The organism is Stenotrophomonas maltophilia group sp. Smal32, assembly GCF_030237085.1.
Taxonomy (GTDB): Bacteria; Pseudomonadota; Gammaproteobacteria; order Xanthomonadales; family Xanthomonadaceae; genus Stenotrophomonas; species Stenotrophomonas maltophilia_Q.
In genome coordinates this window covers 1-15,702 of record NZ_JASJSI010000103.1, presented here as the reverse complement: position 1 = coordinate 15,702, position 15,702 = coordinate 1, and the positions used below count along the sequence as shown (strand labels likewise).

15 protein-coding genes are annotated in these 15,702 nt (G+C 66.3%); 3 read left to right on the top strand and 12 right to left on the bottom strand.

Annotated features, from left to right (window positions below; translation table 11 throughout):
- Positions 1-303: 303 nt before the first annotated feature.
- Both QRO91_RS18450 and QRO91_RS18445 read right to left on the bottom strand, forming a co-directional pair.
- A complete protein-coding gene (locus tag QRO91_RS18450; RefSeq protein WP_010484399.1) occupies positions 304-999 on the bottom strand; it encodes an OmpA family lipoprotein in 696 nt (231 codons plus the stop codon).
- 139 nt (positions 1,000-1,138) lie between these two features.
- Positions 1,139-2,554 (bottom strand): deoxyribodipyrimidine photo-lyase, encoded by a 1,416-nt coding sequence (locus QRO91_RS18445; protein WP_049427050.1) that lies wholly within the window; start codon positions 2,552-2,554, stop codon positions 1,139-1,141.
- Positions 2,555-2,663: 109 nt separating this feature from the next.
- Here QRO91_RS18445 and QRO91_RS18440 point away from each other — a divergent pair, with 109 nt between their 5' ends.
- Entirely contained in the window at positions 2,664-3,248 is a 585-nt protein-coding gene (locus QRO91_RS18440; RefSeq protein ID WP_049427049.1) for an SMI1/KNR4 family protein, read from the top strand.
- Positions 3,249-3,267: 19 nt separating this feature from the next.
- Here QRO91_RS18440 and QRO91_RS18435 read toward each other — a convergent pair whose 3' ends face one another.
- From QRO91_RS18435 to QRO91_RS18420, 4 genes are read right to left on the bottom strand one after another with little or no spacing between them, the layout of a single operon-like run.
- The gene (locus tag QRO91_RS18435; protein WP_049427048.1) at positions 3,268-3,882 is read right to left on the bottom strand and encodes an inorganic diphosphatase; all 615 of its coding nucleotides are present in this window, start codon (positions 3,880-3,882) and stop codon (positions 3,268-3,270) included.
- A gap of 10 nt (positions 3,883-3,892) precedes the next feature.
- A complete protein-coding gene (locus QRO91_RS18430) occupies positions 3,893-5,260 on the bottom strand; it encodes a metallophosphoesterase family protein (protein WP_100443615.1) in 1,368 nt (455 codons plus the stop codon).
- Positions 5,257-6,372, bottom strand: a complete 1,116-nt coding sequence (locus tag QRO91_RS18425) for a phytase (RefSeq protein ID WP_049426849.1) — start codon at positions 6,370-6,372, stop codon at positions 5,257-5,259. Before QRO91_RS18425 ends, QRO91_RS18430 begins: the two co-directional genes overlap by 4 nt.
- Positions 6,372-8,885 (bottom strand): TonB-dependent receptor, encoded by a 2,514-nt coding sequence (locus tag QRO91_RS18420; RefSeq protein ID WP_404830274.1) that lies wholly within the window; start codon positions 8,883-8,885, stop codon positions 6,372-6,374. The genes QRO91_RS18425 and QRO91_RS18420 overlap by 1 nt, the downstream gene beginning before the upstream one ends.
- Positions 8,886-9,101: 216 nt before the next feature.
- On the opposite strand from QRO91_RS18420, the gene upp reads away from it, so the two are divergent.
- The gene (upp, locus tag QRO91_RS18415; protein WP_005409099.1) at positions 9,102-9,734 is read left to right on the top strand and encodes a uracil phosphoribosyltransferase; all 633 of its coding nucleotides are present in this window, start codon (positions 9,102-9,104) and stop codon (positions 9,732-9,734) included.
- 171 nt (positions 9,735-9,905) lie between these two features.
- The gene (locus QRO91_RS18410; RefSeq protein ID WP_012479780.1) at positions 9,906-10,199 is read left to right on the top strand and encodes a PsiF family protein; all 294 of its coding nucleotides are present in this window, start codon (positions 9,906-9,908) and stop codon (positions 10,197-10,199) included.
- Between the two features lie 120 nt (positions 10,200-10,319).
- Here QRO91_RS18410 and QRO91_RS18405 read toward each other — a convergent pair whose 3' ends face one another.
- The 6 genes from QRO91_RS18405 to rsmD form a co-directional block, all read right to left on the bottom strand.
- Positions 10,320-11,207: an MBL fold metallo-hydrolase gene (locus QRO91_RS18405; protein ID WP_005412984.1), complete on the bottom strand. Its 888-nt coding sequence runs from the start codon at positions 11,205-11,207 to the stop codon at positions 10,320-10,322.
- A 116-nt stretch (positions 11,208-11,323) separates the two neighbouring features.
- Positions 11,324-13,054, bottom strand: a complete 1,731-nt coding sequence (ggt, locus tag QRO91_RS18400; protein WP_049429084.1) for a gamma-glutamyltransferase — start codon at positions 13,052-13,054, stop codon at positions 11,324-11,326.
- Positions 13,051-13,332 carry a YfhL family 4Fe-4S dicluster ferredoxin gene (locus QRO91_RS18395; protein ID WP_004153175.1) on the bottom strand — a complete coding sequence of 94 codons (282 nt, stop codon included), beginning with the start codon at positions 13,330-13,332 and terminating at the stop codon, positions 13,051-13,053. The genes ggt and QRO91_RS18395 overlap by 4 nt, the downstream gene beginning before the upstream one ends.
- Before the next feature lie 132 nt (positions 13,333-13,464).
- Positions 13,465-13,956 carry a hypothetical protein gene (locus QRO91_RS18390; protein WP_005409092.1) on the bottom strand — a complete coding sequence of 164 codons (492 nt, stop codon included), beginning with the start codon at positions 13,954-13,956 and terminating at the stop codon, positions 13,465-13,467.
- A 60-nt stretch (positions 13,957-14,016) separates the two neighbouring features.
- A complete protein-coding gene (gene coaD, locus QRO91_RS18385; protein WP_005409091.1) occupies positions 14,017-14,526 on the bottom strand; it encodes a pantetheine-phosphate adenylyltransferase in 510 nt (169 codons plus the stop codon).
- Between the two features lie 26 nt (positions 14,527-14,552).
- Entirely contained in the window at positions 14,553-15,131 is a 579-nt protein-coding gene (rsmD, locus tag QRO91_RS18380) for a 16S rRNA (guanine(966)-N(2))-methyltransferase RsmD (RefSeq protein ID WP_049429083.1), read from the bottom strand.
- Between the last annotated feature and the right edge of the window lie 571 nt (positions 15,132-15,702).

Genomic DNA, 15,702 nt, shown 5'->3' with positions numbered 1-15,702 from the left:
TCCGGCTACGCCCGGTTTCCGGTAGATGCCGACCTTGGTCGGCGCCGTAGGGAGAAGCCGCAAACGGGAACGCTATCGGTGTGCCGAGCAAGCTCGGCACCTACAAAAATGCCGCCTGCAAGGGCGGTATTTTCGTTCCGGCTACGCCCGGTTTCCGGTAGATGCCGACCTTGGTCGGCGCCGTAGGGAGAAGCCGCAAACGGGAACGCTATCGGTGTGCCGAGCAAGCTCGGCACCTACAAAAATGCCGCCTGCAAGGGCGGCATTTTCGTTCCGGCTACGCCGGAACTGTAACGCTGCGCGTTACTGCTTGAGCGGAATCACACGAATTTCGACACGGCGGTTCTTGGCACGGCCCGCATCGGTGCTGTTGTCGGCAATCGGGTACGACTTGCCGGCGCCCAGCGTTTCGATACGCACGCTCTGCACGCCCTGGCCGATCAGGTACTGCGCGACCGAGTCGGCACGTTCCTTCGACAGGCGGTTGTTGACCGCGTCGCTGCCGATGCTGTCGGTATGGCCGACCACTTCGATCATGGTCTGGTTGTAATCGCGCAGGGTGCCCGCCACGCCGTTGAGCGACCCGTAGAACTGCGGCTTCAGGGTCGACTTGCCGAAGTCGAAGGTGATGCCGTCCGGCAGGTTCAGCATGATGTTGTCGCCCTGGCGCTGCACATCGATGCCGGTGTTGGCGGTGCGCTCGCGCAGCGCGCGTTCCTGGCGATCCTGGTACTGGCCGACGGCGGCGCCGCTGAGCGCACCGATACCGGCACCGATCAGGGCATGCTGACGACGCTCGGTGGCGCTGTCGCCGGTCAGCAGGCCGGCTGCCACGCCAATGGCGGTGCCGATCAGGGCGTTGCGGCCGGTGCGGTTCTGCTGCTCGGTCGGGTTGCCGTACTGGTCACTCTGTACGTAGGAGCCGCCGGTGGCGCAGGCCGACAGGACGGCCGCACTCATCAGGGCCAGTGCGACGTTGCGGGTGGTGTTGCGGATCATGAGATTCTCCTTGGTTTCCGGTCGGCCGGCGGCCTGCGGGCGCAAAGAGAATAAACAGCCCGATGCGATGCCGGAATGATGATCGGGCACCGCGACAGGCCCACGTTCAGCTAACTGACCGGATCGCTCAGGTCGCTCTTTACCCTGCCCCCGACTGGCGGTAAGCCGCCAACGCGGCGTCGCGGCCCGCGGCCAGATCCACCAGCGGCGTGCGTGGATAGCCCGGTGCATGCGCCGCCAGCAGCAACGGATGCTGCCAGGGCGCGAATCGTGCCTTCACCGGCAGTGCGGCCAGTTCGGGCACCCAGCGGCTGATGTACCGAGCCTGCGGATCGAATTTCTCGGCCTGGGTCACGGGGTTGAACACACGGAAATACGGTGCGGCATCGGCACCGGTTCCCGCCACCCACTGCCAGCCCATCGTGTTGTTGGCCAGGTCGGCATCGAGCAGGGTGTCCCAGAACCATCGCGCGCCATGCAGCCAGTGCGCACGCAGATGCTTGCACAGGTAGCTGGCGACGATCATCCGCACCCGGTTGTGCATGTAGCCGGTGTGCCACAGCTCGCGCAGGCCTGCATCGACGATCGGCACACCGGTGTTGCCGCGCTGCCAATCGCGCAGCTGCGCGTCACTGGGCGTTGCCCATGGGAAGCGATCGAAGCGCGGGTTGAGGTTGTCGGTGGGCGTCTTCGGGAAGTGATGCAGCAGGTGGTAGGCGAAGTCGCGCCAGCCCAGCTGGCGCAGGTAGCCATCGATGTCGGCGTCGGTGCCGGCACTGCGCAGCCCTTCCAGCGCGTGGGCGATGCGCCAGGGTGCGATTTCGCCGAAATGCAGGTGCGGCGACAGCCGCGAGGTCCCGACCCGGTCCGGCAGGTCGCGCTGCTGGCGGTACCCGCGCAGGGCACCGTCTTCAAAGACGGACAGTGCTTCCAGCGCACCTGCCTCGCCTGGCTGCCAGTGCTCCCAGAAGCCGGTATCCCAGTCCAGTGCTGGCGCCAGCTGCAGCGCGTCCAGCGCGCGGCTGTCGACCTCATGTGCCGGCAGTTTCTCCGGTGCAGCCTGCAAGGCTGGCAACCGCCAATGGCTTAGCACGTTGCGCCAGTACGGGGTGAATACCTTGTACGGCTGCCCTTGCTGGGTCGCGATGTCCCAGGGCTCGAACAGCAGGCTGCCATTACAGCTCTGCGCATCGATGCCCTGCTCGCGCAGCGTGCGCTTGATGGTGGCATCACGAGGTTGCGTGGCCGGCTCGTACTTGCGGTTCCAGTACACGGCTTCTGCGTCGCTCTGTTCGATCAGGGCCTGCAGCGTCGGCAGGCTGTCACCGCTGCGCAGCACCAGCGAGGACCCCCGCGCGCGCAGGTCCGCATCCAACGCGGCCAGTGATCGGTGGCGCCACGCATCGGAGGCGGCACCCGGCGCCCAATCGCCTTCTTCGTGCGGCGCATGGATGTAGACCGGCACCACGTCGTGACCGGCATCCAGCGCGGCCTGCAGGGCCGGATTGTCCTGCAGCCGCAGATCACGGCGGAACCATACCAACGCTACCGACACAGACACCGCCTTCGTTGTGGAAGGCGGACATGATAGCCAGCGACGGTGAAGGCGTTGCACGCAGACGCCGTCTGCTAGGCTGCCGGGCCGCTCCTCGTTGGACCCCGCCATGGATGATCTGCATGCCCCATTCGCCCGCTTCGGCCTGCTACGGGCCCAGCACGAGGGTGACTGGCAGGGACCTTTCCCGCTACCGCCTGTATTGGCATGCTTCTACGCGCAGGTCGGACCCCTGGGTCATGAGATCAATGCGAAGGTGGGCAACGCCGGCATCACCCTTCCGGGCCTCGATATCTGGATACCGCCGCTGCAGCGCCTGTGGAGTCACCAGGCCGGCTATCGCTGGCACGGCATCAGCGGCGAGCCGATCCAAGACTGGCCATCGAACTGGCTGGTGATTGCCGATCGCAGTGCCGATCCGTTCATCCTCGACCTGGATGATGGCCACGTGCTGTTCAGCCATCACGGCGCCGGCCTGCGGGATGCCGGCGAGATCGCTGCCGACGTACCGACCCTGATGGCTGTGCTGGCGGCGGCCGGCACGGTATACCTCGGTGCCGGCGATGACCTCTACAACGACGATGACGATGGCGGCATCCGTCCTGAACACCAGGAGGCAGCCGTACAGGCGGTGGCCCGGGTACTGGGCCACCGCCTGCAGGCCGAGTCGTTCATCGAGATGTTGCTGGACTGAATCCACGCATGGCGTGGATCTACTTTTCGAAGCGCTGCATCGCCTCGCTGATCAGTGCCCGCGCCTCGGCGGCGTTGCCCCAACCGTTGAGCCGCACCGGGTTGCGCCCGGCCGGCAGGTCCTTGTAGACCCGGAAGAACGCTTCGATGCGCTGTCGTTCGATCTCCGGCAGATCGGCCAGGTCGCGGATGTTGGCGTAGGTCGGGTCAACCTTGTCGGTCGGCACGCCGATGATCTTCTCGTCGTGCTCGCCGCCGTCGATCATCTTCAGGTAGCCGATCGGCCGGAAGCGCACGATCACGCCCGGGTACAGGGGTTCACGGGTCAGCACCAGCGCGTCCAGCGGATCGTTGTCGCCAGCCAACGTGCGCGGCATCGAACCGTAGTTGGCCGGATAGGCGACCGGCATCGACTGGAAGCGGTCCACATGCACCAGGCCGTCTTCCTTGATCTCGTACTTGGTGAAGCTGCCGGCCGGAATCTCCACCGCCAGATTCACTTCCTGCGGGGCTTCCCTTGGTTGGGCCACCAGGAACGGATGCAGCACGGTATCGGCAGCGGTCACCGCTGTCGCGAGCAGGAGCAGGGCCCCGCCGATGGCAGCCATGGGGACAAGACGGCGTACGGTTTTCATCTGGATCTCCTCATTCCCAGCAGCGATCAGCGCGGCCCTTGGCAGTCTGCGCACGCGGGCAGTCACGCGGCGTGATGCGGCCTTCGGTCAGCTCCATGCGCTGTTTCCCCCCCTTGGCATCGCGGCGCAGTTCGAAGGCATCGTAGAGACGGCCGGTCACGGTGCGCGCTTCATAACGCAAGCGCTGCGGGTCGATGTTCAACACCTGGAACAACTGGGTGTCTTCGGCCACTGGGTTCATCGTCCTGCGCGCTTCATCGGACAGGCGGTACTGCTTCGGTCCGGCTACAGTCACCACGTACTGAGGCGTCGCGGCCTGCCCTTCGCCACGGCGACCATAGGTGTGATCGTGGCCCTGCAGCACCAGATCGACGTTGTGGCGGCGTACCACCGGCAGCAGCACGTCGCGCAGCGCGGCGTTCTCGCGGCCTTCGCGCGGCGAATAGAACGGCTGGTGCAGCAGTACGAGGGTCCACGGCTGCAGATTGCCGGTCAGCACCTTGTCCAGCCACTGCGCCTGTGCCTTGGCCGTGCCAAGGTCGAGTGCCGAAGTGCCATCGACCACCGCCACGCGCACGCCCTGCGCATCGAACCAGTAGCTGGTCTGCCGTGCGGCGGCAGCACCATTGCCCGGCAGCGCGAACGTCACCGGCCAGTGCCTGCCCAGCACGCGGCGCTCCTGCGGGGTGTCCTCGAACTCCTCGAAATACTCGTGGTTGCCGATCGCCGGCGCCACCAGCGTTTCCTGCGCGAGCCAACCGGTGGCGGCAAACCACTCCCCCCACTCGCTGTCATCCATGTTGTCGCCGCCGCTGACCAGATCGCCAGCGAACAGGCTCAGGCGTGCCCCGGGTGCGGCCTTCTGCGCAGCGCGCACCAGGCGGCTGACATGGCTGACGTTCTTGTTCTGGGTATCGCCGAAGTACAGCAGGGTCAGCGGCTGGTCGGGCGCAGCCAGCGTGCGCAGCTGGTTCCAGGCGCTCCAGCTGCCATTGCCCTGCACGCGGTAGACGTACTGCGTATCCGGCTTCAGGCCATCGATGTCGGCGCGATGATGGTGCGATACACCGTTTTCTGTCTGCAGTGTGCGGGTCGTCGCACGGATCTGGCGGATGCCCTCGATGGCGGGTGAATCACCGGCCAGGGCGATTTCCAGCAGCGGCGCCTGCACACTGCCGTCGGTGCGCCAGGCCACGGCGAAACCGTGGCTGGGATCGGCTGCAGGCGAAGCCACGATGCGGTCAGGCACCGTGGTTGCCGCGTAATGGCGGCTGCCCGCCGGCACCTGGGTGTTCGGTTCAGCCGCCGCGAACGACAGCGACGGCACGGCCAACAGCAGGCCAAACACCAGCGTGCGCATCACGCAACGCCGGCTCATGCGCCACACTCCAGCGGCAGCGCCAGCTGCTTGGCGATGCTCTCCCAGTCGAACGCCACCACGCCCTGGTCGTCGTGCACCGCGTACAGCGCACCATGGGGGAAGCGCGCGCTGGGCTGCTGCATCATCCAGATGCCATCGGTGTTGGCCACGGTATTGCCCTGGAACGCGCCGACGGGCTTCAGGGTATGGCGGTCGAACAAGTGGAACACGCTGCGCTGCTTGCCCTGTTCGGTGGTGATCCACCAGCCGTCCTTGCCACAGGTGCGCAGGGTCACGCCTTCGGCCTGTGCCTTGAACACATCACGGCCGAAGGTGGTGCCGGTGAAACGCCCCGCCAACGTGTAGACCTTGAACTCGCTGGCGTAGCTCTCGTCCTCCTCGGCGATCAGCAGGCGGTCGTTCTCGGGGTCGCCCCAGATCGATTCGACCACGCGCAGGGCGCCGGCCTCCGTGGTGTCACCAATGCTGGCCACAAGTTTCGCTTCGACCTTCGCACCGTCGCGGGTCACGTGGTACTGGCGCACGCGCTTGTCCAGTTCCTCCAGCGGCGGCAGGATGTCACGGCCCTGTGCATCCTCGCCGTTGTCCCAGGAGTCGGTGACGTAGACGCTGTAGCCATCGGCACGGCGGTCGACCCACAGCCCGTACGGCTTGCGCAGGTCGTCCGCAGCGAAGGTCGCCAGAGGGGTGAAGTCCGGAAGGCCCAGTACCTGTACGCGGTGATTGTCGCGCTCCACGATCCACAGCAGATCGTCGGTCACCGCGATGCCGTTTGGGCGGTCGAACTGCCCTGGCGCGGTGCCGCTGCTGCCTACGTCGCGCAGGTGCTGGCCGCTGCTGCCGTCGTAGACCACCAGCTTGTCGGTGGCCTTGGCAGTGGCGATCAGCCACAGCTTTCCGTCAGGTGCACGCCAGGCGGCGGGCGAATCGATGTTGTCGGCCGGCGTCATCGGCGAAAGGAATGCCTCGGCGATGGTGGTCACCGCACGCTCGGCCGTGGCCTTTGCCCCGGGCTTGGCCACGGACGGATCGTTGCTGGAGCCCGGCGTGCAGCCCGCCAGCAGGGCAGCCGTCAGCGCCGCGGCCATGACGGTGATGCGACGCCCCATCACAGTGCCACCTTCAGGCCCAGCACGTAGGTACGGCCATACTCTTCCATCTGCAGCGTGCGCGAGCGCGTGCCCTGGTACAGCTCAAGCGGCTTGTCCAGCAGGTTCTGTGCTTCCAGGTACATGCTCACGCGTGGAGTGAACCTGTAGTCCAGCGAGAAGTCGAGCTGGGTGTTCGGCGCAACGTAGATGTCGAAGGCGCGGCCCTTGCCGATGCTGTCCAGGTACTCGCTGCGGTATACCGCCGCCAGCCGCGTACTCAGACCGTACTTCTCATAGCCGATATGGGCACTGTAGACGTGCTTGGAGGCACGCGGCAGGGTGAAGTCCTCGCCTGGGCGGTCCTTGATGCCGGCATCGAACGTGGTGTCCAGCCAGGTGCCGCTGGCACCGACCAGCAGTCCATCCAGGCCGGAAGGCAGGAAGGCCAGCTGCTGCTGCCAGTTGAACTCGGCACCACGCACGGTGGCCTTGCGGCCGTTGATCGGCTGGGTCACGTCGAAACCGCCGTAGGCCGGATCATTGGTGCGCACGGTTTCCACGATGTAGCCGTCGATCGACTTGTGGAACAGGCCCAGCGAGACGATGCCGCTGGTGCCGATGTACTTCTCCACCGACAGGTCAATGTTCTTCGATTCGTACGGGTCCAGTTCCGGATTGCCCAGGCGCACTTCCTCGTCACCCCGGCTGTAGCCCACGCGCGGTGAAATGTCACCGAACGAGGGGCGCGATACGGTCTTGTTGGCCGAGGCACGCAGCACCCAGTCGTCTGCGGCGTCGTAGCGCAGGTGCAGGCCCGGCAGCACGTTGGTGTAGCTGCTGTTGGCCACGCGCGGGGTGACGGTGAAGCTGCGGCCGTTGGCCGCCACGTCCACCTGGTTGCCGGTCGCCTTGAACTGGGTGTTCTCCACGCGCACGCCGCCGATGATGCGCAGTGCGCCGATGTCCCAGGTACCCATCGCGTAGCTGGCGAAGATGTCCTCGCTGGCCACGTAGTCTTCTTCCAGCGAGGTCATCGCGTTGCCGCCAATGTCCTGCGGTCGGGCGCTGTACTGGCTGCCATTGGCCGCCCAGAACGCGCGCATCGCCGCCGAGTCCATGCCGTCGCCCAGGTTGCCATGGCGGTGTTCGGGCGAGGAGGTGCTCCAGCTCGACAGCGCGACCTTCGGGCCGACCCGCAGTTCGTTCTCGTCGACATTGACGTCGCGGTCGCGCCAGCGGCCCAGCAGGCCGATCTTGATGCTGCCGCTGTCGCCGTCGAAGCGCACGTTGACCTGCGCGCTGTGTTCCTTGTCATTGACCTGCTTGGGCGAGAGCACGAAGCGGTCGAAGGCGTAGTTGCTGTTGTCCAGCCACTGCGGATTGTCGAAGCTGTAGCTGGGCAGGCGGCTGCTCTGGTCAAGCGTGCCATTGAAGGCCTTGCCGCTGAGCTTGAAGCGCGCTTCCATCTCATCGTTCACCCGCTCTTCGGTGCGGGTGTAGCCCACCTTGTAGTCGACCACGGCGTTGGTCAGCTTGTTCTCACCGCCCAGGCTGGCCGCGAAGGTGTTTTCCTTCTTGGTGCGATAGCGCATGCGCTTGTCGATCGAATCCTTCGGCATGCCATCCAGGCGGTACTGGTCCGTGCCGGTCTTGACCATCTTCGCGTCGTCGAAGTTGAAGATCACGCGCTGGCGGGTTTCGGCATCGTCGAACTGGCTGTACAGCGTGCGCAGGTAGTACCTGCTGTCTTCGTTCGGGCGCCAGTCGAGGTTGAGGTTGGCGCCGATGCGCTTGCGCTCGATCTCGTACTTGCGGTGCTGCAGGTTGATCGCGGTGACGTCGCCCGGTGCGGCGTCATCCTCGCCGTCGTACTCCACTTCGGTATTGTCCGACTCGAACTTGCGCTTCTGGTAGTTCACGCCCAGCGCCACGCCGAAGGTGTCGTTGAACACTTCGCTGTAGTTGAAGGCCGCCTTCGGGCTGGTTTCACCGGACAGCTGCTGATGGCTGCCTTCGATCTTGCCACGCAGGCTGCGGCCGTCACGGTCGAAGGCCGAGGCCGACTCGACCAGCACCGCGCCGCCGATGGCGTCGCCGGGCATGTCCGGGGTGGGTGACTTCACCACGCGCAGGCGCTCGGTGGAATCGGACGGGATGACGTCCAGCGGGGCGGCGCGACTGGAATCCTCCGGCGTACCCACGGCGATGCCATCCACGCTGACGCTGTTGAGATTGGCATCCAGGCCACGGATCACCACGAAGCGGCCCTCGCCCTGGTCGCGGGTGACGCTGATGCCCGGCAGCCGCTGCAGCGACTCGGCCACGTTCTTGTCCGGGTACTGGCCCAGCGCGTCGGAGGACACCGCGTCTTCGATCGCGTCGCTGCTGCGCTTGAGGTCCACTGCGCGGATCTGCGATTCAAGCTGGGCGCGCACTTCAATGCGGTCCAGGTCGACCGCATCGGCGGCCACGGCGCCGGTGGCGGCGACCGCCTGCTGCCCGGCGGCCTGCAGCGGTGCGGCAGCCCCCATCGCCAGGGTCAGGGTGATGGCAACGGCCAACGGAGTCTTGATATGCACTGGGAATCCCCATTCCTGTTAAGAATGGGTCTGCACGGTATGTCCGCAAGGTTGCATGGCAATGACATGCATCTGCACATTTCATGCAGGCCGTCTCCGGCCCCGGTTTGGGGTTGTGCGCCCAATCCGGCAAAATGGCGGCCTCTCTCCTTCTTCCCCTTCCCGACCATGAAGATCGTCGAAGTGCGCCACCCGCTGGTGCAGCACAAGATCGGCCTGATGCGCAACGCCGCGCTCAGCACCAAGGATTTCCGCGAACTGGCCAACGAGCTGGGCACCCTGCTGGCCTACGAGGCCACCGCCGACCTGGACACCGAACCGCACACCCTGCCCGGCTGGGCCGGCCCGGTCACCGTGCAGCGCATCGCCGGTGCCAAGATCACCGTGGTGCCGATCCTGCGCGCCGGCCTGGGCATGCTCAGCGGCGTGCTGTCGCTGATCCCGGCCGCGCGCGTCAGCGTGGTCGGCCTGCAGCGCGATGAGGAAACCCTGCAGCCGGTGCCCTACTTCGAGCGCCTGACCGGCCGACTGGAAGAGCGCGATGCGCTGATCCTGGACCCGATGCTGGCCACCGGCGGCACCCTGATCGCCACCATCGACATGCTCAAGCGTGCCGGCGCCCGCCGCATCAAGGGCATCTTCCTGGTGGCCGCGCCGGAAGGCATCGAAGCGGTCAAGGCCGTGCACCCGGACGTGGAGATCTACACCGCGGCCATCGACGCCCAGCTCAACGACAAGGGCTATATCCTGCCGGGCCTGGGCGATGCCGGTGATCGCATCTTCGGTACCCGCGTCGGTTGATCCGGCGAACCGGGGTCAGAGCCCTTTCGTGCCGAAAGGGATCTGACCCCAGGCGCTACCCCAAGCGCTGTACTACAGGCCGGCTGCGGCGGCCGGGGCACGTTTCTTCACGTGGCCTTGCTGCCAGCAGGCCAATGCTCCGCGCACCCGCCACCGCTTGGAGTGTCCCCGATGAAAGCTTCATTCCTGCTGGCTGCTGTCCTGCTGGTCAGCCTGCCCCTGGCCGCCAATGCCACCACGCCGCAGCAGCAGCGCATGGCCGACTGCTCGGCCAAGAACAAGGGCCTGAAGGGTGACGCCTACAAGACCGCGCAGAGTTCCTGCCTCAGTGGCCACGCCGCCGAAGCCAAGCCGGCCAATGCGCAGCAGGAACGCATGCGCAAGTGCAACGCTGACGCGGGTGCCAAGAAGCTGGCCGGTGATGCGCGCAAGACCTTCATGAGCAGCTGCCTGAAGGCCTCGTAGCATCGCTCGTCCAGTTCAATCGAATGGGGTCAGAGCCCGTTGCGCAGCAACGGGATCCGACCCCGATAGATCGCAGCCAACTGTCAGAGGCGGGGCTGCAAGCCCCGCCGACAACACCCCTCACCCCAGCGCGCGCGCCTTCAGTTCGCCCTGCTCGTGCAGGGTCACGAAACGGCCTTTGTCATCGCGCCCCAGCTGCGCCAGTGCCACCTGCGGATCGTGGGTGAAAAACAGATGCACGTTGCGCGCCAGCTTGTCCTCAAGGAACTGCCGCTTCTCGTCGATCAACAGTTCGGCGTTGCGGTCGTAGCCCATGGTGATCGGTACGTGCACCCAGGAGCGGCCGGGAATCAGGTCGGCACAGAACACCACCCCGCCGTGCGCATCCTCGCCGGCGTGCGCATGGCCGACGATCTCGGCCAGCATCAACCCCGGCGTGTGACCATCGCTGTAGCTGAAGCGGACGCTGCGACCCAGTACCTTCGAGTACTCGCCGTCCACCACTTCCAGGCGGCCACTGGCCTGCAGCAGGCCAGGCAGCTCCGGAATGAAGCTGGCGCGGTCGCGCGGATGCGGCTGCATGGCGCGCTGCCAATGCTGCGCACCGACCACATAGGTCGCGTTGGGAAACAGCAGTTCCGGCTCACGCCCTTCGCTCCACGCCGCCAGCAGGCCACCGGCGTGATCAAAGTGCAGGTGGCTGAGCACCACCACGTCGATATCCTCGTGCTCGAAACCGGCCTCGCGCAGCGAATCGATCAGCACGTGCTGGCTTTCCTGCACACCGTAACGCTCGCGCATGCGCGGATCGAAAAATGCGCCGATACCGGTTTCAAACAGCACTGTCTTGCCTTCCAGCGGGCTGGCAAGCAGCGCACGGCAGGCCAGCTCGATGCGATTGAGCTCGTCCGGTGCCGCCCATTTTTCCCACAACGCACGCGGCGCGTTGCCGAACATCGCGCCGCCATCGAGGCGTTGCGAGTTTCCACGAATAGACCAGAGTTTCATGGGCTGATTATCGGCGCCGGCTCGTTAAATAATCGCTAGGAAGAAAACAGAAAACCCCGCCGTGGCGGGGCTTCAAGGTTTGCGTCCGCCGGGCATGGCCCGGCGCTACCGCCGCATCAGCGGGCCGGCACGACCTGGGCGCTGCCGACCGGGTTGCGCGGGTCGCTGCCGCCGAACAGTCTATTGGCCTTGCGGTCCCATTCCACGGTCTGCAGGTTGCCCCACACGTGGCTGGAACCGCGGCCGCCGGCGGCGACGTTGCCCGGCAGGTCGATCTTGTGGCCCATCGCCTGCAGCTGCTTCACCGTCGCCGCGTCGAACGCATCGTCCTCGGCTTCGATCAGGTCCGGCAGCCACTGGTGGTGGTAACGCGGCAGCGCGGCAACCTGCTGCGCATCCAGCCCGGCGTCGTAGCCGAGGATGCCCAGCAGCACCATGGTGATGATGCGACTGCCACCCGGGGTGCCCAGCACCACCACCTTGTCGGCATTCTCCATGAAGGTCGGCGTCATCGAACTGAGCATGCGCTTGCCCGGCTTCGGTGCATTGGCCTCGTAGCCCATCACACCGAACGCATTGGGCGTGCCCGGCTTCAGCGCGAAGTCGTCCATCTCGTTGTTCAGCAGCACGCCGGTGCCCTTCGGAATCAGCCCCGAGCCGTACAGCAGGTTGACGGTCTGGGTGGCGCCGACACGGTTGCCGTCGCGGTCGATGATCGAGAAGTGCGTGGTCTCGTCGTCTTCCAGCGGGGTCGGATTGCCCGACAGCAGGTCGCTGGGCGTAGCCTTCTCCGGATGGATGGTGGCGCGCAGGCCCTGTGCGTAATCCTTGCTGGTCAGCACCTTCTGCGGGATCTGCACGAAGTCCGGATCGCCGAGGAAGAAGGTGCGATCGCGGTAGGCACGGCGCATCGACTCCACCACAAGGTGGGTGCGGTGCGCCGGGTCCATCTTGTTGATGTCCCAGCCTTCCAGGATCTGCAGCATGCTGGCCAGCGCGATGCCACCGGACGACGGCGGCGGCGCAGTGGTGATCTTCCAGCCGTTGTAGTTGAACACGATCGGCTCGCGCTGCTTCACGCGGTAGCCGGCCAGCTCTTCAGCGGTCCACTTGCCGCCAGCCTGCTTCACCCCGGCCAGCAGCAGTTTTCCGGTCTGGCCCTTGTAGAAGCCATCAAAGCCACCCGCGGCCAGGCGCTCCAGCGTCTGCGCCAGTTCCGGCTGCTTGAACAGGTCACCGGTGGCGATCGGCTTGCCGTTGCGCAGGTAAACCTCGCGCGTGCCGGGATAGCGCTCCATCACCTCACGACGCGAGGCATAGCCCTTGGCCATGCGGTCGTACACCGGGAAACCTTCGCGCGCGATGCGGATGGCTGGCTGCAGCGAGGCCGACAGCGGCAGCTTGCCATGCTTGGCCGACAATTCGACCAGCGCTGCAGGCAGGCCCGGAATACCGGCCGACCAGGCACCGTTGACCGAGCGGTCACGGTCGAGGTTGCCCTGCTTGTCGAGGAAGGCCTGCGGCGTTGCAGCGGCCGGCGCGGTCTCGCGCGCGTCCAGCATCACGTCCTTGCCGGTGGCCGCGTCATGCAGCAGGAAGAAGCCGCCACCGCCCAGGCCGGAGCTGATCGGCTCGACCACCGCCAGCGTGGACGACACTGCCACCGCGGCGTCGAAGGCGTTGCCGCCCTGCGCCAGAATGTCGATGCCGGCCTGCGTCGCCAGCGCGTGCCCACTGGCAATGGCCGCGCCATCGGGGCGCTCGGCACGGGCCGGGCTGTCGGCCCAGGCAATCGGGCTCAGCAGCAGGCCGAGCAGCAACAGGGGGCGGACGATCAGCGTCTTCATTCGGATGGGGGCTCCGCATAGAGTTCGGGGTGATCGTGCTGCAGCTGGCGCAGCTTGGCCAGCAGCTGGTCTTCCGTTTCCACGATCTCCGGGTCCGGATCGATGCACTCGACCGGGCAGACGACCACGCACTGTGGCTCGTCGAAATGACCCACGCATTCGGTGCAGCGCGCAGGGTCGATCACGTAGATGGTTTCACCCATCGCAATGGCCTGGTTCGGGCAGGCCGGCTCGCATACGTCGCAGTTGACGCAGAGCTCGTTGATTTTCAGCGACACGGCGATACTCCTCGCCCGCGCCCTGGGACAAAGGACCGGCCAGCGCGGGCGCGCGGGCCGGTCAGGTCATCAGCGACGCCCCTGCGGAGCGCCGCCCGGGCCATGCCGGAACATGGCCGCCATGGCTCGGTATTACTTGGCTTCGACGAAAATGTACTCGGCACCGGTCGGCTGGATGGCAGCCTGCACGCGGGCGTTGTCGGCCGACTGGCCGATGAAGACGACGCGCACGCCCTTCATCGAATCCGGCGACACGTCCTTGAACACGGCCTGGATCATGTCAGCCATCTTGCCCGAGGCCGACGAACCGAAGGCCAGCATGTTGCCCGGCTGCACGCCACGGGCCACGGCCTGGGTCGCGCTCTCGGTCTGGCGCTCGTACTTGGCCTGGAAGTCCGGGTCCGATTCCGGGGAGAGGTAGTACAGGAACGGGCTGTTGGTGATGTTGCCCATGTTCTGGATGGCCACTTCCTGCAGGTACTTCTTCCAGCCTGCATCGTCATCCTTGGCCGGGGCGACCAGGGCCTGCTTGGCCTCGTCGACCGGTGCGGCCTCTTCCTTCTTGCAGGCGGTGAAGGCCAGGGCCAATGAAGCGATCAGCATCGCGCGCATGGTGGTGTTCATGGGTTTCCTCCCGGAATGGTGCGTGGTGTTGTACGTAATGGGGTGCGGGTACAGCAGGGCTTACGACTGTGCCGCCTTCGCTTCGCGGACCTTGCGCAGGGCTTCGAGCACCGCGGCCGGCACGAAGCCGGACACGTCGCCGCCCAGGCGCGCGATCTCGCGGACCAGCGAGGACGAAATGAAGCTGTGCTGCTCGGCCGGGGTCAGGAACAGGGTCTCGACCTCGGGGATCAGGTGTCGGTTCATGCTGGCCATCTGGAACTCGTACTCGAAATCGGACACCGCGCGCAGGCCGCGCAGCAGCACCCCGCCCTGGACCGAACGTACGAAATGGGCCAGCAGGGTGTCGAAGCCGATGACCTCGACGTTGCCATGGTGGCCGAGTGCGCCACGCGCCAGCTGCACGCGCTGTTCCAGCGGCAGCGCCGGGCCCTTGGACGGGCTCTGCGCCACGCCCACCACGACCTTCTCAAACAGCGGCGCGGCCCGGCTGACCAGGTCGATATGACCATTGGTGATCGGGTCGAACGTGCCGGGGTAGACGGCGATGCGGCGGTTGGCCACGGTCATGGGCGGATGCAGATGTTCAGATGAAGTCAAAGTGTAGCAGCGGCGCGGCGGTACAGGGCAAAGCGCACCTCACGGGTGCCGCCCTCGCGGTGCAGCAGCCAGTCCGGCGGCAGCACCGGCACGTGGCCGGCCGGCGATTCCAGGTACAGCCAGGCATCGGCGGCCAGGTGCCGCGGCAGCTGGGCCAGCACGTCCTGCCACAGGCCATCGGCGAACGGCGGATCGATGAACACCAGATCGGCCAGCTGTGCCTGAGCGCCCTGCAGCCAGCGCAGGGCATCGGCCTGCACCACGGTGACCTGTTCGGTAGCCTGCAGCTTGGCCACGGCGGCGGTCAGATTGCGCCCCAGCTGAGCATCACGCTCGACCAGGGTGGCGTGGGCGGCACCGCGCGACACCGCTTCCAGGCCCAGCGCGCCGCTGCCTGCGAACAGATCCAGCACCCGTGCACCGCCCAGCTTGGGCATCAGCCAGTTGAACAGGGTCTCGCGCACGCGGTCGCTGCTGGGCCGAAGCCCGGGCAGGGACGGCACCGGCAAGCGGGTGTTGCGCCAGCGCCCGCCGATGATGCGGACCTGGCCGTCGTTGCCCGCACGGCCGCTCACAGGCGCCCCCGGCGAGGTTCATTCGAGAATTTCAGCATGAGCGGGATTGTAGTCGTCCGGGCGGCGCCCGGGGACGCGCCAACGCATGCGCGCTGTCGCTCCCACGCTTCGCTGCGCGAAACGCGGGCCCCACTTACCAGCTTCCACACCCCCGCCGCTTCGCGGCCGCCCCCTGACTCAGGGGGCTCCACCCCAGACGCGATCCAATGCTCGACATACAGGCAGGGTCAGATCCGTTTTCCTGCGGAAAACGGATCTGACCCCAGTTTTATTTCGATATCTGACAGATGTGTCGACCAAGGTCGACACCTACCAACAGCCGCGTGAACCTGTCAGAGGCGGGGCGGTGTGGGTTGGCAGGACCGTTGGCGCCATGGGCCCGAGGCATGCCTCGGGCGGGTTGGGCAGGACGCCCAACCCCGGTCTTGCTGAGTGCGCAGGACAGCGCACACGAGCAAGGCGCCATCGAGCCCCCATGGGTGAGGGCGCTTTGCTTGCGAAGCACCGCTTCGCAAGCGCCCGAACGCACAGCCGCCAGCGGCTGGGCCGGCCCCCGGAGGGGGGTTTACGG